Genomic DNA, 20526 nt, shown 5'->3' with positions numbered 1-20526 from the left:
AGGGACATTGCAAATGTCGCCCCCCCAATTCACGCAAATGTCACGATGCCCGCCAAGCTCTGCGTGACAGGGCCTTATAACCTGCTCTAAAGCGCGGTTTATGGATGATCAGCGCGATACCACCGACCGTTTTCTTCCGCGTTTCGACGCCGCCGGCCTGGTGACGGCGATCGTCACCGATGCCGAGACGCATATCCTGCTGATGGTCGCGCATATGAATGAAGAGGCGATCGAGCAGACCCGCGCGACGGGGCAGGCGCATTTCTGGTCGCGGTCGCGGCAGGCTTTGTGGCGTAAGGGCGAGACGTCGGGGAACGAGCTTACGCTGGTCGAGATGCGTGTGGATTGCGACCAGGACGCGCTGCTGCTGCGCGTAAAGCCGGCGGGCCCCGCCTGCCATACCGGGCGCCGCTCCTGCTTCTATCGCCGCGTCGAGAACGACGGCAGCCTGACCTTTCTGGCGGACGATGCACAGGACTAGCGCCGCGCTGGCACTCGCAGCGCTGCTGCTCGGGGGATGCGATCGGCCCGCCGCGCCGGGCGAACGCGCGAAGGGGATCGACGCGAGTAATCCTCTTGAAGTCGCTGCTCGGCAGCGCGGGGTCGTGCGACCCGAAGCGGCAAGCCCGGTCGGCGTGTTCGAGCGCTCCCACGATCTGGGCCGCGATGCGATGTGTGTCGTTCCTGATGGTGCTGGAAGGTGGCGCTTTGCGGTCACGGCCGCCTACGGCGCCAGTCTCTCCTGCGCTGCCTCCGGCACGATGGTTCGTGAAGGCGATGGCTGGCGGATGCGCTTTGCCGGCGTCGAGGGATGCGAGGCGTTCGTCCATGAGGAAGAGGACGAGCTGAGATTGCCCGGAAGCCTGCCGCCGCAATGCGCGCGCCTCTGTCCCGATCGCGCTTCGCTGTCGGGTTTGCGCCTGCCGCGCGCGAGCTGGTCGGCAGGCGACGCGGGGGACTTGCGGATCGCCGATCGGCACGGCAATATGCAGCGTCCTTGCGGGGGCTGAGCTGCCCCGAAATGACCCGCTCTGCCGGTCTTGACGTTCACGTCAACGGAAACTAGTTTCATCCGCATGACCGAACAATATGGCCACGCCCATATCGATACGCCCGACCATCTGGGGCGCGAACAATTCAGCATCACCGACTTGTCGACCGAGTTCGGGGTCACCGCCCGTGCGCTGCGTTTCTATGAAGATGAAGGGTTGATCAGCCCGTCGCGCAAGGGATTGTCGCGCATCTATTCGAAACGCGACCGCGCGCGGCTGGCGTGGATTCTGCGCGCCAAGCGCACGGGCTTCAGCCTCGCCGATATTCGCGAGATGATCGACCTCTACGACGTAGGCGACGGCCGCAAGACGCAGCGGCAGGTGACAATCGAAAAATGCGAACAGCGTATCGGCTTGCTGCAACGCCAGCGCGACGATATCGACAGCGCTGTCGAAGAATTGTCGCGGTTCATCGATATGGTGAAAAAAGTCGACGCCGGCCAAAAGGTCGGTTGAAGCCTCTCCCCAGGCAAGTTTGACATCGCTACCTGCTTTTCCAGAAAGATTTCCCATGCCCGTCTATCGCGCCCCCGTGCAGGACACGCTCTTCCTCCTCAACGATGTGCTCGGGATCGAGCGCTATTCGAATCTGCCGGGTTTCGCGAATGCGTCCCCCGACATGATCGAGGCGGTGCTTACCGAAGCGGGCAAGTTCTGCGAGGAAGTCTTGTTCCCGATCAACCAGTCGGGTGACCTCGAAGGCTGCACGCGCCACGAAGACGGCTCGGTGACGACACCAAAGGGCTTCAAGGAAGCGTATAAGGCCTATTCGGAAGCCGGCTGGGGCCTGCTGACCGCGCCCGAGGATTTCGGCGGGCAGGGGCTGCCGCACGTCATCGGCTTTCCGGTCGAGGAATATCGCAACGCCGCCAACCAGGCGTTCGCCATGTATCCGGGGCTGACGCAGGGCGCGACCGCGGCGATCCTGGTCAAGGGATCGGACGAACAAAAAGCCATCTATGTCCCCCGCATGATTTCGGGCGAATGGGGCGGCACGATGAACCTGACCGAACCGCACGCCGGCACCGACCTTGGCATGATCCGCACCCGTGCGGTCCCGAACGGCGACGGCAGCTACGCCATCACAGGGACCAAGATCTTCATCTCGTCGGGCGAGCATGACCTCACCGACAATATCATCCACCTCGTCCTCGCGAAGACCCCCGATGCGCCCGACAGCGTCAAGGGCATCTCGCTGTTCATCGTGCCCAAGTTTATCGTGAATGCCGACGGCTCACTCGGCGACCGCAACACACTGTCGTGCGGGTCGATCGAGCACAAGATGGGCATCCACGCCAACTCGACCTGCGTCATGAACTATGACGGCGCCAAGGGCTGGATGGTCGGTGAGGAGAATAAGGGCCTCGCCGCGATGTTCGTGATGATGAACGCCGCGCGCCTCGGCGTCGGCATCCAGGGGCTCGGCCAGGCCGACGTCGCCTATCAGAACGCGGTCCAGTATGCGAAGGACCGCCGACAGGGCCGCGCGCTCACGGGCCCGCAAGACCCGCAGGAAAAGGCCGATCCTTTGTTCGTCCATCCTGATGTCCGCCGGATGCTGATGGACGGCAGGGCGACCGTCGAGGGGCTGCGCGCGCTGTGCACCTGGGGGGCACTGCAGGTCGATCTCGCGCACGTCGCCGAGAGCGAGGAAGAGCGCCAGCGCGCCGACGACCTCGTCAGCCTGCTCACACCGGTGATCAAAGGGTTCGGCACCGATAAGGGCTATGAGGTCGCGACCAACGCGCAGCAGGTGTTCGGCGGCCATGGCTATATCGAAGAGCAGGGTATGAGCCAGTTTGTCCGCGATGCCCGCATCACGATGATCTACGAAGGCGCGAACGGCGTGCAGGCGATGGACCTCGTCGGCCGCAAGCTCGCCCAAAACGGCGGCCGCGCAATCCAGGCCTTTTTCGCGATCGTCGATGAGGAATGCGCCCGGGCCAAGGGCGACGATGCGCTCGCCGACTTCGCGACGCGTCTCGAGAAGGCAAATGGCGAACTCAAGGCCGCGACGATGTGGTTCATGCAGAATGGCATGGCGAACCCGAACAATATCGGCGCCGGCGCGCATCATTATATGCACATCATGGGCATCGTCGCGCTGGGCTCGATGTGGCTGATGATGGCCGAAGCCGCACAAAAAGCGCTCGCCGAGGGCCGCGGCAACAAGGATTTCCTCGAAGCCAAGCTCGTCACCGCGCGCTATTTCGGCGAACGCTTCCTGCCCGACGCGGGTTCGCTCCGCCGCAAGATCGAGGCGGGCAGCGAAGCGATGATGGCGCTGACCCCCGAACAATTCGCCGCCTGATATGTGCCCTTGCAACCATCGCTGCCGTCATGCGTGTCGGCGGCGATGAGCAACGGGGACCTACAGCCGATCGTCGTCAAAGGCCGCAACTGCTGGCGCATCGAACGCGCCAACAAGGCCCGGATGATCGTCGACGCCGCCGATTATTACGCCCTGCTCGAACGGCTAATGGCTCATGCCAAAGAGCGCATCTTGCTCATCGGCTGGGACTTCGATCCACGCATCGCGCTGAAGCCCGACAAAAAGGGCGAGGGCGAATCGCTCGGCAACTATCTGCTGCGGCTCGCGAAGGAGAAGCCCGACCGCGATATCGACATCCTCCGCTGGAATTTCGGCGGGCTGAAACAATTCGCGATACCGCGCATCCTGTCGATGATCGCACGCTGGAAGCTGACGCGCTCGATCAGCTTCCGCCTCGACAGCGCGCACCCCGTCGGATGTAGCCATCATCAGAAGGTGGCGGTGTTCGACGATCATCTCGCGATATGCGGCGGGATCGACGTCGGCTCGCGCCGCTGGGACACGCGCGAGCATAAGGACGGCGATCCGCGCCGCACCGCGCCCGACGGCAGTGCCTATATGCCCTGGCACGATTCGACGATGATCCTCGCAGGGCCCGTAGGGAGCGCGCTTGCGGATCTCGGCAATGAACGTTGGCAGCGCGCAACGAAAAAGCCGCTCCGCGATCTGGACGGAAAGGGCGAGAATTGGCCGGACGACCTCGAACCCGATTTCGAGGGCGTCGACGTCGCAATCTCGCGCACCCGCGCCGAATATGACGGGTGCGAGGAAATCCGCGAGATCGAGCAACTCTATCTCGACATGATCGCCGCGGCCGACCGCTTCATCTATTTCGAAAACCAATATTTCACCTGCGGCAAGATCGCCGCCGCGATCGCCGAACGTCTCAACGAGGACGATCCGCCAGAATTCGTGATGGTGATGCCTCAGACCGCCGACGGCTGGCTTGAGCAGATGGCGATGGATGCCGCGCGCGTTCAGCTGGTGCGTGAAATCGCCAAGGCGAAGCATGGCGACCGGCTGAAAGTCTATTATCCGCAAACCAAGCGCGGTGAACCCATCTATGTCCACGCCAAGACCGCGATCGTCGATGATCGGTTCCTGCGCGTCGGCTCGGCGAACATGAACAACCGCTCGATGGGGCTCGACAGCGAATGCGATGTGACGATTGACGCCGCGCTGGCCGCGAACGAGGGCGTCGAGCCGACGATTGCGCGCCTACGCGAATCGCTGATCGCCGAGCATCTCGATGTGAAGGAAGAGGAGGTCGCGGCGACCTTCAAACGCACCGGGTCGTTGATCACGACGATCGAGGCGCTGCGCGGCAAGGGGCGCTCGCTCGAACTGCTCGACCTCGTGCCCCCTGGGCCGATGGACGAGTTCATCGCCGAGAATGAAGTTCTCGACCCGACCAGCCCCGATGCCATGTTCGAAGGCTTCACCGAACGTGGCCTTCGGAAAAGCTGGCACCTCGGCCGTAACTGGATGAAGCGCCACCGGCCCTTCGGGCGCGGCAAGCGCTAGGATCAATCCGACAGCGCGAGGATATGCTTCGCCTGTTTCAGATGCGGGGCGTCGACCATCTTGCCGTCGACTTGCAGCACCCCAACCCCCGGATTGGCGGCAAAAGCATCGACGATCGCCTGCGCGCGCGCCGTTTCGTCGGCGCTGGGGGTGAAAGCCGCGTTGATCGGTTCGACCTGCGACGGGTGGATCGCCATCATCCCAGTGAAGCCGTCGCGCCGAGCGCGCGCAGCGTAGGCGGCGAGGCCGGTTTCGTCCTTGATCGCGGGAAACACCGTGTCGATTGCGGCCACGCCCGCGGCATGCGCCGCGAACAGCGTCATCGCGCGCGCGACCTCATAGGGCGACGTATAGCTGCCGTCGGCTTCGCGGCTCGTCGTCGCGCCGATCGCGGCGGGCAGGTCTTCGGCGCCCCAGGTCAGCCCGAGCAGCCGGTCCTTCGCCTCACGATAGCTGCCGAGGGTGAAGATCGCCGCCGGGGTTTCGGTTGCGATCGGCAGGATTGTCGGCAGCGACGCATCGCGCGCGGACTCGCTGCGCATGATCGTGTCGAGCTGCGCGATGCTCGGCGCGCCCTCGGCCTTCGGAAGCATGATGGCGTCGGGCCGCGCGCCGATGATCGCTGCGACGTCGGCGGCGGTCAGATGGCCGTCGAGCGGGTTGACGCGCACCAGAGTCACGACCTCACGCGTTCCCGCCAGATAGTCGGCGACCGCATGGCGCGCCGCATCCTTGTTCGCGAGCGAGACCGAATCCTCGAGGTCGAGGATGATCGCGTCGGCGCCCGATGCTGCCGCCTTGGCGAAACGCTCGGGCCGGTCGCCGGGAACGAATAGGAGAGAACGAAGTCGCATTAGCTGGCCTTCCGCTGGACAAGGGCAGAACGTTCGCACTGGCACACAAGTTCATCGCGCTGGTTGATCGCGCGGTGGACGAAGGTGACGATCCCTGCATTGGGTCGCGATTTGGACTCCTTCAGGCCTATGACCTCGCTCTCCGCGCGCAGCGTGTCGCCGATGAACACGGGCTTCGGCATGACGAGCTTGTCGTAACCGAGGTTCGCAACGAGCGTACCCAGCGTCGTGTCGCCGACCGACAGCCCGACCATCAGGCTGAAGGTGAAGGTGCCGTTGACGAGGATCTGCCCGAACTCCGACGCCTTAGCCGCCTCGATATCGAGGTGCAGCGGCTGCGGATTGTGCGTCATCACGGTGAACAGCAAATTGTCAGTTTCGGTGACGGTGCGCCGAATGTCATGCGTCAGCGTCTCGCCGATGACCCATTCGTCGAAATATTTGCCGGCCATTATGCGCCTTCCTTTTCGATCCGCACGAGCAAGGCCTCGACCTGAACTTGCGCGCCTGCGGTCGCGTTGAGTTCGGCCACCACACCGTCGAACGGCGCGGTCAGGCTATGCTCCATTTTCATCGCTTCGAGCGTCAGCAGTTTCTGCCCCTTGATCACCTTGTCGCCCGCGGCGACCTCGACCGTAATGACCTTTCCGGGCATCGGCGACAGGATCCCGCCATCGCCCGCTGCACCGGCGGCATTGCCTTCGGTTCGCCAAGGCGTCAGCTGCCAGACCGACCCACGCTCGGCAACGAGCATAGCGGGTGAGGGCTCTTCGGCTCCGGGACCGTGCAGTTCGACCTCGACGCGCTTGCCGTCGAGCAGGAAGGGCGCGCTCCGCACGTCGGGTGCGTTAAGGCGGAATCCGGATTGCAATGAGCGTGGCACCATCGCCATCGCGGCGTTGGTCAGCGCCTGTTCCGTCGGCACGGGCTCCTCGGTCATCGCATCGCCGTCGCGGCCGATCAGCCCGGTGTCGACCGTGCCCGCCACGAAGTCGGGATGATCCAGCGCATTGATCAGGAAGGCCGAGTTGGTCTTCACCGGCCAGATCGCGGTGTCCTCCAGCATTTCCGACAGCAGTTCGCGCGCTTCCTCGCGGTCCTCGCCCCACGCGATGACCTTGGCGATCATCGGGTCGTAGAAGGGCGATACTACGGCGCCCTCATAGACGCCGGTATCGACGCGGCCCATATGTTCGGGAAGCTGGAACAGCTCGAGCGTGCCGGTACTCGGCAGGAAGCCCTTGGCCGGGTCTTCCGCGTAAAGCCGTGCCTCCATCGCCCAGCCGTTGATCGAAAGCTCGTCCTGCGCCAGCGGGATCGGTTCGCCCGACGCGACGCGAAGCTGCCATTCGACCAGGTCGACGCCGGTGATCTCCTCGGTCACCGGATGCTCGACCTGCAGTCGCGTGTTCATTTCCATGAACCAGATGCGGTCGGCGCGCAAACCTTCGGACGCATCGGCGATGAATTCGATCGTCCCCGCGCCGACATAATCGACCGCCTTCGCCGCGCGGACGGCGGCGGCGCACAACTCGGCGCGCGTCGTTTCGTCCATGCCGGGGGCAGGAGCTTCCTCGATCACCTTCTGGTGACGGCGCTGCAACGAACAGTCGCGCTCGAACAGATGGACGACATTGCCGTGCGTGTCGCCGAACACCTGCACCTCGATATGGCGCGGGGTCAGGATATATTTTTCGATCAGCACATGGTCGTTGCCGAACGAAGCCGCCGCCTCGCGCTGGCACGAAGCGAGCATGTCGGCGAAATCCGCCGCGGCATCGACCTTGCGCATCCCCTTGCCGCCGCCGCCCGCGACCGCCTTGATGAGCACGGGATAGCCGATCTCGGCGGCCTGTTTGGCGAGGTAGGCGGGGTCCTGATTCTCGCCCATATAGCCCGGCGTAACCGGCACTCCGGCGTCGGCCATCAGCTTCTTCGCGGCGTCCTTAAGGCCCATCGCGGTGATCGACGACGGCTTCGGCCCGACCCAGACGAGGCCCGCATCGGCGACCGCCTGCGCGAACTCGGCATTTTCCGACAGGAAGCCGTAGCCGGGATGGACCGCTTCGGCGCCCGTCGCCTTTGCAGCGGCGATGATCTTCTCGCCGATCAGATAGGATTCGCGCGCCGGGGACGGGCCGATATGCACCGCCTCGTCGGCCTCCCGCACATGCAGCGCCTTGGCATCGGCGTCCGAATAGACGGCGACGGTGCGGATACCCATCTCGCGTGCGGTGCGGATGATGCGGCAGGCGATTTCACCACGATTGGCGATGAGGAGCGAAGTGATCATGGATGAGGTTCCGGAAAGCCGTGACGGGTATGGAGCGCTTCAAGCAGCGGCTTGATGTCGTTCACATATCCGCCATCGGAAAAGACAAGGGCAGGAAGGTTCTGGTTCGCTTCGCCGATGGCTTCGACGACCAGCGGACGCGGGCGCGGCCAAGGCACCCGGATGACTTCCAGATGCGTTGTACGCTCGGGAAACATCGCGAGCAGGCCTTCGACGAGGATGCAATCGCGGCAATAGAAGCTCGCGCCCGGAAAAGCGGGATCGTCGAACTCGCGATCGAGGATGAACAGGCGGTCTGGGGCGTCGCTCATCGCAATCACATCCGGAACACACCGAAGCCGCGGTCCTCGACCGGGGCGTTCAGCGTTGCGGTGAAGGCGAGCCCGAGCACGTCGCGTGTCTGTGCAGGGTCGATGATGCCATCGTCCCACAGCCGCGCGGTCGCGTGGTAGGGGTTGCCCTCGTCTTCGTATTTCTGGCGGATCGGCGCCTTGAAGGCTTCGGCTTCCTCGGGCGTCCATTTGTCGGCGTCGCGGTGGACGGTCGCCAGCACCGATGCCGCCTGCTCGCCGCCCATCACGCTGATCCGGCTGTTCGGCCAGCTGAACAGGAAGCGCGGGCTATATGCGCGTCCGCACATGCCGTAATTGCCCGCGCCGAAGCTGCCGCCGATCAGCACGGTGATCTTCGGTACCGTCGCCGTGGCAACCGCCGTCACCAGCTTCGCGCCATGTTTTGCGATGCCTTCGGCTTCATATTTGCCGCCGACCATGAAGCCGCTGATATTCTGGAGGAAGAGCAGGGGGATGCGCCGCTGCTGCGCCAGTTCGATGAAATGCGCCCCCTTGACCGCACTCTCGCTGAACAGCACGCCATTGTTGGCAAGGATCGCGACCGGGATGCCCCAGATATGCGCGAAGCCGCAGACGAGCGTGCTGCCGTAATTCGCCTTAAACTCGTGAAACTCGCTGGCGTCGACGATGCGCGCGATGACTTCGTGGACGTCATAGGGCGCACGGACGTCGTCGGGGACGACGCCGTAAAGCTCTTCGCCGGGATATTTGGGCGGGCGAGGAGCCTTGAGCGGAACCTCGAAGCCTGCGTTTTCGCCCAGATGGCTGACAATGTCGCGCACGATCGTCAGCGCATGCTCGTCATTCTCGGCAAGATGGTCGACGACGCCCGACTTCTTGGCGTGGAGATCGCCGCCGCCCAGATCCTCGGCGCTGATTTCCTCGCCCGTCGCCGCTTTCACCAGCGGCGGGCCGGCGAGGAAGATCGTGCCCTGGTTGCGGACGATCACGGTCTCGTCCGACATCGCGGGCACATAGGCGCCGCCCGCGGTGCAGCTTCCCATCACGCAGGCGATCTGCGGGATGCGCTTCGCCGACATATTCGCTTGATTGAAGAAGATGCGCCCGAAATGGTCGCGGTCGGGAAAGACCTGGTCCTGATGCGGCAGGTTCGCGCCGCCGCTGTCGACAAGATAAATGCACGGCAGGCGGTTCGCCTCGGCAATTTCCTGTGCGCGGAGATGCTTCTTGACGGTCATCGGGTAATAGGTACCGCCCTTCACCGTCGCGTCGTTGCACACGATCATGCACTGGCGCCCCGACACCTGCCCGATGCCGCAAATCAGGCCCGCGCCCGGAACTTCACCGTCATAGAGGTCGTTCGCCGCGAGTTGGCCGATTTCAAGGAAGGGAGAGCCCGGATCGAGCAATCGCTCGACGCGCTCGCGCGGAAGCAATTTACCGCGGCTCGTGTGCCGCTCGCGCGACTTCTCATTGCCGCCGAGCGCGACTTCGGCAACCGTGACACGCAGCGCGTCGGTCAGCGCGCGATTATGCGCGCTGCGGGTGCGATATTCGTCGCTGTCCGCGTTGATATTCGAGCTTAGAACCGGTGCGCTCACTGTATCGTCTCTCCTGGAAGTCGGTTCGGAACTAACCCGTCGCTCGTCGATTGAAAAGCGCAGCAGGCCGAAAATGGTTGGTATTGAAACCGGATTTTCGCACGCGTCAGCCGCCTGCCTATCCGTGACAAAATAAGGTCATTTCCATGAAAAAAGCTGTCTTTGCCGTCCTTCTGTCCACCGCTGCTGTTCTCGCAGGCCCCGTCGCTTGCACGAGCGGGAAAGAGGAGAGCTCCGCCGCCTACACCGTCGGCACCGACATCGGGATCAGCAAGGCGGCGATGAACACCTCCGTGAAGCCCGGCGACGACTTCTACGCCTATGCCAATGGAAATTGGGACAAGGCGAACGAAATTCCCGCCGACCGTTCGTCGATTGGCGGCTTTTACGTCGCGCAGCTTGAGACCGAGAAGCGCAACCGTGAACTGATCGATGCGATCGTTAAGGGCGATGCCGCGGCCGACACCAACGAAGGCCGCATCGCCGCCTTCTACAAGGCCTTTACCGATGTGAAGGCGATCGATGCCGCGGGCATGAAGCCCGTCGCTGCCGACCTCGCGCGTTTCGCGGCGATCACCGACAAGGCGGCGCTGTCGAAGGTGCTCGGCGAGCAGCTGCGCGCCGACGTCGATCCGCTCAACGCAACCAACTTCCAGACCGAAAACCTGTTCGGCGTTTTCGTGACGCAGGGGCTCGCGACCCCGGGCGAGGTCATTCCCTATCTGCTGCAGGGCGGTCTCGGCATGCCTGAGCGCGAATATTATCTGTCGGCTGATCCCAAGATGGCGACGATCCGCACCGCCTATCAGGCCTATATTGCCAAGCTGCTGACCGCCGCTGGCCAGAGCGACGCCGCAGCGAAGGCGAAGCGCATCTATGACCTCGAGGTCAAGATCGCCAAGGCGCACGCGACGCGCGAGCAGAGCGAAGATTTCACCAAATCCGCCGACGTCTGGGCCAAAGCCGATTTTGCCAAAAAGGCGCCCGGCATCGACTGGCCCGCGTTCATGAGCGCAGCCAAGCTCGACGGCGCTACGAAATTCGGCGCCTATCACGCGAACGCGATCACCGGCCTGTCGGCGCTCGTCGCGTCCGAACCGCTCGACGCATGGAAAGACTGGCTCGCCTTCCATCAGATCAACAGCCACAGCGACGTGCTGCCGAGCGCGATCGATCGCGCGCACTTCACCTTCTACGGCACGACGATGGCGGGCACGCCGCAGCAGCGCGGCCGCGAAAAGCGCGCGCTCGATGCGCTCGACACCTATCTCGGCGATGCGGTGGGCAAGGCCTATGCCGACAAATATTTCCCCGCGTCTGCAAAGGCGGAGGTCGGGGACATGGTGACGAACATAAAGGCCGCCTTTGCCAAGCGCGTCGAAACGATCGACTGGATGGCGCCCGAAACGAAGAAGGAAGCAATCAAGAAGGTCGAAACCATTGCCGTAGGGGTGGGCTACCCCGACAGCTGGCGCGACTATGGCAGCTACACCGTCGGCGCCGACGCCTATGCGAACGAGGTTACGGGGCAGAAAGCCGAATATGCGCACCAGCTCGCCAAGATCGGCAAGCCGATGGACAAGGGCGAATGGTGGATGGTCCCGCAAACGGTCAACGCCGTGAACCTGCCGGTCCAGAATGCGCTCAATTTCCCCGCCGCGATCCTTCAGCCGCCCTTCTTCAACGCCAAGGCCGATCCCGCGTTCAACTATGGCGCGATCGGCGCGGTCATCGGTCACGAGATCAGCCACAGCTTCGACAATAATGGCGCGGCGTTCGATTCCACCGGCGCGCTGCGCAACTGGTGGACCCCGGCGGATCTGGCGAAGTTCAACGCGGCGGGCGATGCGCTCGCGGCGCAGTTCGACACCTACACGCCGTTTCCCGACCTCGCGGTCAATGGCAAGCTGACGCTTGGCGAGAATATCGCCGACGTGGCGGGCTTGCAGGCCGCCTATGACGCCTATCGCGCATCGCTCGGCGGCAAGGAAGCGCCGGTGATCGACGGCTTCACCGGCGACCAGCGCTTCTTCATCGCCTTTGCGCAGACCTGGGCGACCAAGATGCGCGCCGAGGCTCTGCGCGCGCGCATCGCGACCGATGGCCATGCGCCGGGCATGTACCGCGCGTTGACGGTGCGGAACCTTGACGCGTGGTACAAGGCGTTCGACGTCCAGCCGACCGACAAGCTGTACCTCGCGCCGGACAAGCGCGTCCGCATATGGGGATGATGACCGGACAGGGCGGGGCATCAATCTGCCTCGCCCTTGCTGGCTGGCGCGCCCGGTTTTTCTTTCAGGATCAGGTAGCGATAGACGCCGATCGCGTTGATAATGAGTAACGCGATATTCTGCCATCCGATACCCTCGCTGTCGGGTTGCAGGAAACCCCATGCGATCAGCGCGATGCTGCTCGTCACGAAGATAACGAATGCCCAGCCGGTCCAGCGCCGCCCGAGGTTCAGCGACACCACCAGCGCCGCGAGCGTCGCCGCGGCCGCGCCGTAATATTGCAGGACGGTCAGCACCGTGTCGCTCATTGGTCTGTCGCTCCAAAGACGAATTCGAGCTTCAGCCCGTCGGGATCGGCAAAGAATACCGCATAATAGGTGGGGCCATAGCGGGGGTAATCGGCGGGCGCATCGAGTACTTCGGCATCGATGTCGCGCAGCAGGTCATGAAGCGTATCGACATCGTCCCGGCTCTCCGCGGTCCATGCAAGATGATGCAAACCCGGCGAATAGCGGTCATGCTGCTGCTTGGCTGCCTCGCCGCGGGCCTCGAAAATGCCGATCGAATGAAAGGGTTCGCCCTTGCGGTCCCAATCGCTGCCATGATCATAGTCCGCCGAACGGCGATAACCGAGAAAACCAAGCACCGTGTCATAGAAGCGGCGCGAACGCTCTTTGTCGGTGACCGTCAGGTCGATATGATGGATAAGCCCGCGCATGTTCAGGCCAACGCGCCGATCAGGGCAAAGATGCCCGCGCAGACCAGTGCCGGCCAGGCGATGTGTCGGCCCTTGGTATATACCGCATCGAACAATCCCGTCGCGAGCCATCCGGCACCGACGGCCGCCAGGAGTCCATCCGGTGTTCCGGGCCACGCGACCGTGGCCGCCGAAATCAGCATCAGCACCGCCGTCGCGTGCCATGCTAGCCGAATGATGCGGCGCGTCAGCGCGTCGGACAGCGGGCCGTCGCGGCGCCGCAGCAACGGCACGATCAGTCGCCGATAGCCCAGAACCGAATGAACCCCGGCCGTCGTCACCATGAAGGCGGCCGACAGCCAGAGCCAGATCACGCGCCGGCGCCGATCAGTTCGCGGCCGATCAGCATGCGGCGAATCTCGTTGGTGCCCGCGCCGATGTCGAGCAGCTTGGCATCGCGCCAGTAACGCTCGACCGGCCAGTCCTTCGTATAGCCGGCGCCGCCCAGCGCTTGGATCGCTTCGCCCGCGACCTTCACGGCATTTTCGCTCGCGAGCAAGATGCAGCCTGCGGCGTCGAAGCGCGTCGTTTGCCCCGCGTCGCACGCCTTGGCGACATTATAGACATAGGAGCGCGCCGACTGGAGCATCACATACATGTCGGCGACCTTCGCCTGCATCAGCTGGAACGATCCGATCGGCTTGCCGAACTGCTTGCGCTCGCGAACATAGGGAATGACCGTGTCGAGGCACGCCTGCATGATACCGAGCTGGAGCCCCGCGAGCACGACGCGCTCATAATCGAGCCCCGACATCAGCACCCCGACGCCGCCATTTTCGGGGCCCATCACCTGTTCTTCGCTCACCTCGCAGTCGGTGAAGACCAGCTCGGCGGTCGGCGAACCGCGCATGCCGACCTTGTCGATCTTTTGCCCGATGCTGAACCCCGGCATGTCCTTTTCGATCAGGAACGCCGTGATGCCGCGCGATCCCGCCTCGGGGCTCGTCTTGGCATAGACCACAAGCGTGTCGGCGTGCGTCGCGTTGGTGATCCAGAATTTGGTGCCGTTGAGCAGGTAACCGCTGCCCTTTTTCTCGGCCTTCAGCTTCATCGACACGACGTCGCTGCCCGCACCTGCTTCGGACATCGCGAGGCTGCCTACATGCTCGCCGCTGATCAGCTTGGGCAGATATTTCGCTTTCTGCTCAGCATTGCCCCAGCGGCGAATCTGATTGACGCAAAGGTTCGAATGCGCGCCATAGGACAGGCCGATCGCGGCGCTGGCGCGGCTCACTTCCTCGACCGCGATCACATGCTCGAGATAGCCGAGGCCGAGGCCGCCAAACTCTTCCTCGACGGTGATGCCGTGTAGGCCAAGCGCTCCCATCTGTGTCCACAGTTCGTCGCGCGGGAACCAGTCTTCGGCGTCGGCCTTGGCGGCGAGCGGCGCGATCTGTTCGTCGGCGAAGCGCGCCGTCGTATCGCGGATCATGTCGGCGGTTTCGCCGAGGGCAAAGTCGAAATCGGGGGTGGCGCGCATGGATCAACCTATCGATCGAGGGGCAGGGCAGGGCGCGATACTGCCCCAAAAATTCAACATAGGGAAATTGAAAGGATCGTAGTTTTAGCATAAGTAAAATCTATGATTAAACGCGCCCATATCCGCCAGTTCCTTGCTGTCGTCGACGCCGGCAGCTTTACGCAAGCTGCGTTGCGTATTCGCGTCACGCAGCCTGCGCTGTCGACCGGGATCGCCGAACTCGAAAAACTGGTCGGAGCCCCGCTGTTCATTCGCAATCGCCGTCAGATCCGGTTGACCGAGGCGGGCGGCCGCTTCCTGCCGATTGCGCGCGATCTGGAGCGCGGCTTTCGCGCGGCTGACAGCTTCGGCCGCGAAGAAGATCGTCAGGAGACCGGGCTTAAGCTCGGTATCATCCGGTCGGCGCCCGGCGAATTGCTTCAGTCGATCGCTGCGGCGCTGCGGCCCGCTTTCGCGATCGAACTAAACGAAAACAGCGATTCCGAACTGCGTGCCGCGCTCGGCAGTGGCCGGATCAACATGGCGCTTGTCCCGCTGCGCCCAGGCGAGCGAGGCGCCTATATCGTGCCGCTCTATGAAGAGGCGCTCACGATGTTCGTCGCGTCGGGCCACCCGCTCGCGGGGCGTATCGAGGTCGCGCCCGAGGAACTCGCCGCCGAAACGATGATCGCGCGCCGCGCGTGCGAGTTCCTCGACGTGACGAGCCGCTTCTTTACGCGCCACGGCGTGCGCCCGCGCTTTGCTCTGCGCAGCGACAGCGACGAGCGTTGCCTTCGCATGGTCGCCGCCGGGATCGGTATTACGACCGCGCCTGTATCGCTCGCGATCGACGGCATCGTTCCGCTGAAGGTCGCGGGCTATGATTTCCGGCGCGAACTCGGGCTGATCGCGGAACCGGCATGGAGCAGCTTGCCCGATGTCGAGCCGCGGCTGACTCATGCGCTCGAAACGATCGCAACAATCGCGGCCGACTGGCGCGAGACGAAGGTCAATGTTCTCGCATGACCGCGTGCCTCACAAGTCTGGCTTGCACCGGCAAAAGGCCATACAGCTTGATCGCCGTAAACAGCGGCGGCAAGGGCGGGGCATGATCGATACGCTGACCCATCTCGACCGGCTCGAGGCCGAGAGCATTCATATCATGCGCGAAGTGATGGCCGACGCGGCCAAGCCCGTGATGCTTTATAGCGTGGGCAAGGACAGCGCGGTGATGCTCCATCTCGCGCGCAAGGCCTTTTATCCCTCGCCGCCGCCGTTCCCGCTGCTCCACGTCGATACGACGTGGAAGTTCCAGGCGATGTACGAACTGCGCGACCGCATGGCGGCCGAAAGCGGGATGGAACTGATCGTCTATCAGAACCCCGAGGCAAAGGAGCGCGGGATCAATCCGTTCGATCATGGTCCGCTTCACACCGACATGTGGAAGACTGAGGGGCTGAAGCAGGCGCTCGACCTCCACGGCTTCGACGTCGCCTTCGGCGGCGCGCGGCGCGACGAGGAAAAGAGCCGCGCCAAGGAGCGCATTTTCTCCTTCCGCACCGCGAGTCACGGCTGGGATCCAAAGAAGCAGCGCCCCGAGCTGTGGAACCTCTACAATGCGCGCAAGGCGAAAGGCGAGAGCATCCGCGTCTTCCCGATCTCGAACTGGACCGAACTCGACATCTGGCAATATATCGCGCGGGAGAATATCCCGATCGTTCCGCTCTATTTCGCCGCGCCGCGCCCCACGGTGGAGCGCGACGGTTTGTTGCTGATGGTCGACGATGATCGCTTTCCTTTATTGCCGGGCGAGACGCCGGTGGAGCGGTCGGTGCGCTTCCGCACCCTCGGTTGCTATCCGCTGACCGGCGCGGTCGAGAGCGAAGCGAAAACGCTCAGCGAGGTCATTCAGGAAATGCTGCTCACGACGACCAGCGAACGGCAGGGCCGGATCATCGACAAGGACGGCGGCGACGCCAGCATGGAGAAGAAGAAGCAGGAGGGGTATTTCTGAGATGACCGATCCTGTTTACGTCACCGACGCGCTGATCGCCGAGGATATCGACGCCTATCTCGAACAGCATCAACAGAAATCGCTGCTTCGCTTCATCACCTGCGGCTCGGTCGACGACGGCAAGTCGACGCTGATCGGGCGGCTGCTGTATGACTCGAAGATGATCTTCGAGGATCAGCTTGCCGCGCTCGAAGCCGACAGCAAGCGCGTCGGTACGCAGGGGCAGGAAATCGACTTCGCGCTGCTGGTCGACGGCCTTGCTGCCGAACGCGAGCAGGGGATCACGATCGACGTCGCCTACCGCTTTTTCACGACCGAAAAGCGCAAGTTCATCGTCGCCGACACCCCGGGGCACGAGCAATATACGCGCAATATGGTCACCGGCGCTTCGACCGCTGACCTTGCGGTCATCCTGATCGATGCGCGCAAGGGTGTGCTCACGCAGACGCGCCGCCACAGCTTCCTCGCGCACCTAATCGGTATCAAGCACATCGTGCTCGCGGTGAACAAAATGGACCTCGTCGGTTACGACAAGGCCATCTTTGACCGCATCACGCTGGCATATCGTGCGTTCGCGAGCGAGATCGGTATTACGAACTTCACAGCAATCCCGATCTCGGGCTTCAAGGGCGACAACATCACCGCGCTGTCGGACAACACGCCCTGGTTCAAGGGACCGGCCCTGATCGAGCATCTGGAAAATGTCGAGATCGGTGCCTCTGCCGACGAAACGAAGCCGTTCCGCATGCCGGTGCAATGGGTCAACCGCCCGAACCTCGATTTCCGCGGCTTCTCGGGACAGCTTGCGAGCGGCAAGGTGAGGCCGGGTGATGCCGTGCGTATCCTGCCGAGCGGCAAGACGACGACCATCGACCGCATCGTTACGCTCGACGGCGATCTTGAGGAGGCCGTCGCGGGTCAGTCGGTCACGCTAACGCTCGCCGACGAAGTCGACTGCTCGCGCGGCGACGTGATCGCCGCCGCCGACGCCCCGCCCGAGGCAGCCGACCAGTTCGAGGCGACGCTGGTCTGGATGGCCGACGAGGCGATGATCGCGGGCCGCGCCTATTGGCTCAAACTCGCGACGCAAACGGTCTCGGCAACGATCCAGCCGCCGAAATATGAGATCAACGTCAACACGCTCGATCATCTCGCGGCAAAGACGCTCGAACTCAACGGCATTGGCGTCGTCGAATTGTCGACCGACAAGCCGATCGTATTTGAGGCCTATGGCGACAATCGCACGCTGGGTGGCTTCATCCTGATCGACAAGATCTCCAACGCGACGGTGGCGGCGGGGATGCTGCATTTCAGCCTGCGCCGCGCGCAGAATGTCCATTGGCAGGCGAGTGACATCAGCCGCGATATGCGCGCAAACTTGAAAAATCAGAAGCCAGCCTTGCTCTGGTTCACCGGCCTGTCAGGATCGGGCAAATCGACGATTGCCAATCTCGTCGAGAAACGGCTGCACAGGATGAACCGGCACAGCTTCCTGCTCGACGGCGACAATGTGCGTCACGGGCTGAATCGCGATCTCGGCTTTACCGAGGCCGACCGGATCGAGAATATTCGCCGCGTCGGCGAAGTCGCGAAGCTGATGACCGATGCGGGGCTGATCGTCATCACCGCCTTCATCTCGCCGTTCAAGGTCGAACGCGATATGGTGCGCGGGATGCTGCCCGAGGGCGAGTTCCTCGAAATCTTCATCGACACCCCGCTCGCCGAGGCGGAGAAGCGCGACGTCAAGGGCCTCTACAAAAAGGCGCGCGCCGGGCAGCTCAAGAATTTCACCGGCATCGACAGTCCCTATGAGGCGCCCGAAAAACCCGAAATTCGTATCGACACGACCTCAATGACGCCCGAAGAAGCAGCAGACATGATCATCGATCGCTTGTTGGGATAAGGCATTGGGCGCGGGGGAAACGGACGAACAACTGGCCGAACGGCTCGCGGCCGCTGCGGGCGCGATCCTGCTCGACCTCCGAGCCGAGGGCGAGCTCGAAGGCAAGGCACTGGGGCTGGCTGGCGATCAGCAGGCCAACGCCATGTTGTGCCGCGAAATTCGCGCTGCCCGGCCCGATGACGCGCTGCTCTCCGAAGAGGAAAAGGACAGTCTTGTCCGCTGCGGCCAGTCGCGCGTCTGGATCGTCGACCCGCTCGATGGAACGCGCGAATATGGCGAGAGGCGCGGCGATTGGGCGGTGCATGTTGCGCTTGCCGTTGACGGTGTCGCTACGGTGGGCGCGGTCGCGCTGCCCGCACTCGGCGTTACGCTGACCTCAGGCACTCCGGTCGCGCTTAAACCGGCAAACGAGCCGCTCCGCATGCTCGTCAGCCGCACGCGCCCTGCCGCCGAAGCGGTTTTCGTCGCCGAGAAACTTGGCGCCGAACTCGTCGCCATGGGCTCGGCGGGCGCCAAGGCGATGGCTGTCGTGCGGGGCGAGGCCGACATCTATCTCCACACCGGCGGGCAATATGAATGGGACAATTGCGCGCCCGTCGCGGTGGCGCAGGCGGCGGGACTGCACGTCAGCCGCGTCGACGGATCGCCAATCCGTTACAATAATCCCGACACCTATTTGCCCGACCTGCTGATCTGCCGGAAAGAGTTTGCCGACGAGGTGCTTCGCCTCGCCGGACAATATTCGCCGGACTGACGGGCAGGGCATTGCCAGCGGCGCCGCCGCGTCTTAATCCGTTGCATCGAAAAACCGAAATGCGACGGGAGATGCGCGATGACCGACCTGCCTGAAACCAACCTCACCATGCTGACGCTTGTGAAGCCCGAAGGGCAGCTCGAAGTGTCGCTGGAGCGCCGTCCGATGCCAACGCCGAAGCCGCATGAGGTGCTCGTGAAGGTGCTCGCGGCGCCGATCAACCCATCAGACCTCGGCCTTTTGTTCGGCGGCGCGGACATGTCGACCGCGCGCGCATCGACCAAGGACGGCCAGCCGTCGATCACTGCCGACGTCCCGCCCGCAGGCATGCGCGCGATGGGCGGCCGCATTGGCGACGCGCTCGCGATCGGCAACGAAGGCTGCGGCACCGTCGTCGCGGCGGGGGACACGCCCGAGGCACAGGCGCTGATCGGCAAGACCGTCGCGCTGCTCGGCGGCGAAATGTACGCCGAATATCGCTGCCTGCCGGTGCAGATGGTGATGCCGCTGCCCGACGGAACCGATCCCGCCGATGGTGCCTCCTGCTTCGTCAACCCGCTGACGTCGCTGGCATTCACCGAGACGATGCGGATGGAGAATCACAGCGCGATCGTCCACACTGCGGCGGCGTCGAACCTAGGCCAGATGCTCGTCAAGATCTGCGCCAAGGACGGTATCCCGCTCGTCAACATCGTACGCAGTGACGCGCAGGTCGAAATCCTGAAGGGGATCGGCGCGAAATATATCGTCAACAGCAGCGCCGACGATTTCATGGAGCGGCTGGTCGAAGCGATCGTCGAAACGGGCGCGACGCTGGGTTTCGACGCAACCGGCGGCGGCAAGTTGGCGGGCCAAGTCCTCACCGCGATGGAAGCCGCCGCGGTCAAACGCATGACGACCTACAGCCGTTATGGTTCGGACACCTTCAAACAGGTCTATATCTATGGCGCGCTCGACCTGTCGCCGACGACCTTCTCAGCGCGCAGCTTTGGCCTGACCTGGTCGCTATCGGGCTTCTTGCTGACGCCCTTCATGGCGAAGGCCGGGATGGAAACCGTCGGCCGTATGCGCAAACGCGTTGTCGACGAACTGACGACGACGTTCAAGAGCCACTACAGCCATGAGGTTTCGCTAACCGAAGCGATGAATGTCGATACCGCCCAGGCGTATAATGCGAAGCGGACGGGCGAGAAATATCTGATCAAGCCGCATGGCTGATCGCTAAGCTGTGCCCCGGCGAAAGCCGGGGTCCAAAGCGGTACCGATCGACGGTTTGGATCGAGCACTCTGGGCACCGGCTGTCTCGGGGAACAAGCGATGTCGGCTAACGACCAGCAATAATATCCTCCCTGTTGCGAAGCCATGGGGAGGTGGCAGCGCGAAGAGCTGACGGAGGGGCTAATGGCGCGAGGTCGCGGTCCTTCCACCACCGCCTGCG

Annotated in this window: 20 protein-coding genes; 11 read left to right on the top strand and 9 right to left on the bottom strand. The window is 63.4% G+C overall.

Translation table 11 applies throughout. From position 1 onward, the window contains the following. Positions 1–100: 100 nt before the first annotated feature. The 5 genes from hisI (at position 101) to SKP52_RS10135 (ending at position 4908) form a co-directional block, all read left to right on the top strand. Positions 101–481, top strand: a complete 381-nt coding sequence (gene hisI, locus SKP52_RS10155; RefSeq protein ID WP_039574529.1) for a phosphoribosyl-AMP cyclohydrolase — start codon at positions 101–103, stop codon at positions 479–481. Further along, positions 468–1010 carry a hypothetical protein gene (locus SKP52_RS10150; RefSeq protein WP_039574527.1) on the top strand — a complete coding sequence of 181 codons (543 nt, stop codon included), beginning with the start codon at positions 468–470 and terminating at the stop codon, positions 1008–1010. Before hisI ends, SKP52_RS10150 begins: the two co-directional genes overlap by 14 nt. 66 nt (positions 1011–1076) lie before the next feature. Next, positions 1077–1508: a MerR family transcriptional regulator gene (locus SKP52_RS10145; protein ID WP_039574523.1), complete on the top strand. Its 432-nt coding sequence runs from the start codon at positions 1077–1079 to the stop codon at positions 1506–1508. Between the two features lie 55 nt (positions 1509–1563). Next, on the top strand, positions 1564–3363 hold the full coding sequence (locus SKP52_RS10140) for an acyl-CoA dehydrogenase C-terminal domain-containing protein (protein ID WP_039574522.1): 1800 nt from the start codon (positions 1564–1566) through the stop codon (positions 3361–3363). 45 nt (positions 3364–3408) lie between these two features. After that, positions 3409–4908, top strand: coding sequence for a phospholipase D-like domain-containing protein (locus tag SKP52_RS10135; protein ID WP_039580592.1), 1500 nt, complete (start codon positions 3409–3411; stop codon positions 4906–4908). A 2-nt stretch (positions 4909–4910) separates the two neighbouring features. On the opposite strand, the gene SKP52_RS10130 is transcribed toward SKP52_RS10135, so the two are convergent. From SKP52_RS10130 to SKP52_RS10110, 5 genes are read right to left on the bottom strand one after another with little or no spacing between them, the layout of a single operon-like run. Further along, on the bottom strand, positions 4911–5762 hold the full coding sequence (locus SKP52_RS10130; protein WP_039574521.1) for an HpcH/HpaI aldolase/citrate lyase family protein: 852 nt from the start codon (positions 5760–5762) through the stop codon (positions 4911–4913). Further along, positions 5762–6214, bottom strand: coding sequence for a MaoC family dehydratase (locus SKP52_RS10125; protein ID WP_039574520.1), 453 nt, complete (start codon positions 6212–6214; stop codon positions 5762–5764). Before SKP52_RS10125 ends, SKP52_RS10130 begins: the two co-directional genes overlap by 1 nt. Continuing rightward, positions 6214–8055 carry an acetyl/propionyl/methylcrotonyl-CoA carboxylase subunit alpha gene (locus tag SKP52_RS10120; protein WP_039574518.1) on the bottom strand — a complete coding sequence of 614 codons (1842 nt, stop codon included), beginning with the start codon at positions 8053–8055 and terminating at the stop codon, positions 6214–6216. Before SKP52_RS10120 ends, SKP52_RS10125 begins: the two co-directional genes overlap by 1 nt. Continuing rightward, entirely contained in the window at positions 8052–8366 is a 315-nt protein-coding gene (locus tag SKP52_RS10115) for a DUF3088 family protein (RefSeq protein WP_039574516.1), read from the bottom strand. Before SKP52_RS10115 ends, SKP52_RS10120 begins: the two co-directional genes overlap by 4 nt. A gap of 5 nt (positions 8367–8371) precedes the next feature. Beyond that, positions 8372–9970, bottom strand: coding sequence for a carboxyl transferase domain-containing protein (locus SKP52_RS10110; protein WP_039574515.1), 1599 nt, complete (start codon positions 9968–9970; stop codon positions 8372–8374). 146 nt (positions 9971–10116) lie between these two features. Between SKP52_RS10110 and SKP52_RS10105 the strand changes: the two genes are divergently transcribed. Further along, on the top strand, positions 10117–12201 hold the full coding sequence (locus SKP52_RS10105) for a M13 family metallopeptidase (protein ID WP_039574512.1): 2085 nt from the start codon (positions 10117–10119) through the stop codon (positions 12199–12201). A 20-nt stretch (positions 12202–12221) separates the two neighbouring features. On the opposite strand, the gene SKP52_RS10100 is transcribed toward SKP52_RS10105, so the two are convergent. From SKP52_RS10100 to SKP52_RS10085, 4 genes are read right to left on the bottom strand one after another with little or no spacing between them, the layout of a single operon-like run. Next, positions 12222–12509: a hypothetical protein gene (locus tag SKP52_RS10100; protein ID WP_039574510.1), complete on the bottom strand. Its 288-nt coding sequence runs from the start codon at positions 12507–12509 to the stop codon at positions 12222–12224. After that, positions 12506–12919 carry a VOC family protein gene (locus SKP52_RS10095; RefSeq protein ID WP_039574508.1) on the bottom strand — a complete coding sequence of 138 codons (414 nt, stop codon included), beginning with the start codon at positions 12917–12919 and terminating at the stop codon, positions 12506–12508. The genes SKP52_RS10100 and SKP52_RS10095 overlap by 4 nt, the downstream gene beginning before the upstream one ends. Positions 12920–12921: 2 nt before the next feature. Continuing rightward, positions 12922–13272 (bottom strand): hypothetical protein, encoded by a 351-nt coding sequence (locus SKP52_RS10090; RefSeq protein ID WP_039574506.1) that lies wholly within the window; start codon positions 13270–13272, stop codon positions 12922–12924. After that, positions 13269–14438, bottom strand: coding sequence for an isovaleryl-CoA dehydrogenase (locus SKP52_RS10085; protein WP_039574504.1), 1170 nt, complete (start codon positions 14436–14438; stop codon positions 13269–13271). The genes SKP52_RS10090 and SKP52_RS10085 overlap by 4 nt, the downstream gene beginning before the upstream one ends. Positions 14439–14540: 102 nt before the next feature. Between SKP52_RS10085 and SKP52_RS10080 the strand changes: the two genes are divergently transcribed. The 5 genes from SKP52_RS10080 to SKP52_RS10060 all read left to right on the top strand — a co-directional run bounded on the left by SKP52_RS10080 (position 14541) and on the right by SKP52_RS10060 (position 20306). Then, a complete protein-coding gene (locus tag SKP52_RS10080; protein ID WP_039574502.1) occupies positions 14541–15443 on the top strand; it encodes a LysR family transcriptional regulator in 903 nt (300 codons plus the stop codon). A gap of 82 nt (positions 15444–15525) precedes the next feature. Next, positions 15526–16431: a sulfate adenylyltransferase subunit CysD gene (gene cysD / locus SKP52_RS10075; protein ID WP_039574500.1), complete on the top strand. Its 906-nt coding sequence runs from the start codon at positions 15526–15528 to the stop codon at positions 16429–16431. A gap of 1 nt (position 16432) precedes the next feature. After that, positions 16433–18334: a sulfate adenylyltransferase subunit CysN gene (gene cysN, locus SKP52_RS10070; protein WP_039574498.1), complete on the top strand. Its 1902-nt coding sequence runs from the start codon at positions 16433–16435 to the stop codon at positions 18332–18334. A 4-nt stretch (positions 18335–18338) separates the two neighbouring features. Then, positions 18339–19088: a 3'(2'),5'-bisphosphate nucleotidase CysQ gene (locus SKP52_RS10065; RefSeq protein ID WP_039574496.1), complete on the top strand. Its 750-nt coding sequence runs from the start codon at positions 18339–18341 to the stop codon at positions 19086–19088. A gap of 78 nt (positions 19089–19166) precedes the next feature. Next, on the top strand, positions 19167–20306 hold the full coding sequence (locus tag SKP52_RS10060; protein ID WP_039574494.1) for a zinc-binding dehydrogenase: 1140 nt from the start codon (positions 19167–19169) through the stop codon (positions 20304–20306). Positions 20307–20526 lie beyond the last annotated feature (220 nt).

The sequence above is a fragment of the Sphingopyxis fribergensis genome (assembly GCF_000803645.1).
GTDB lineage: Bacteria > Pseudomonadota > Alphaproteobacteria > Sphingomonadales > Sphingomonadaceae > Sphingopyxis > Sphingopyxis fribergensis.
Note: the sequence above shows the minus strand (reverse complement) of the source record. Positions and strands in the feature narration are given on the sequence as shown.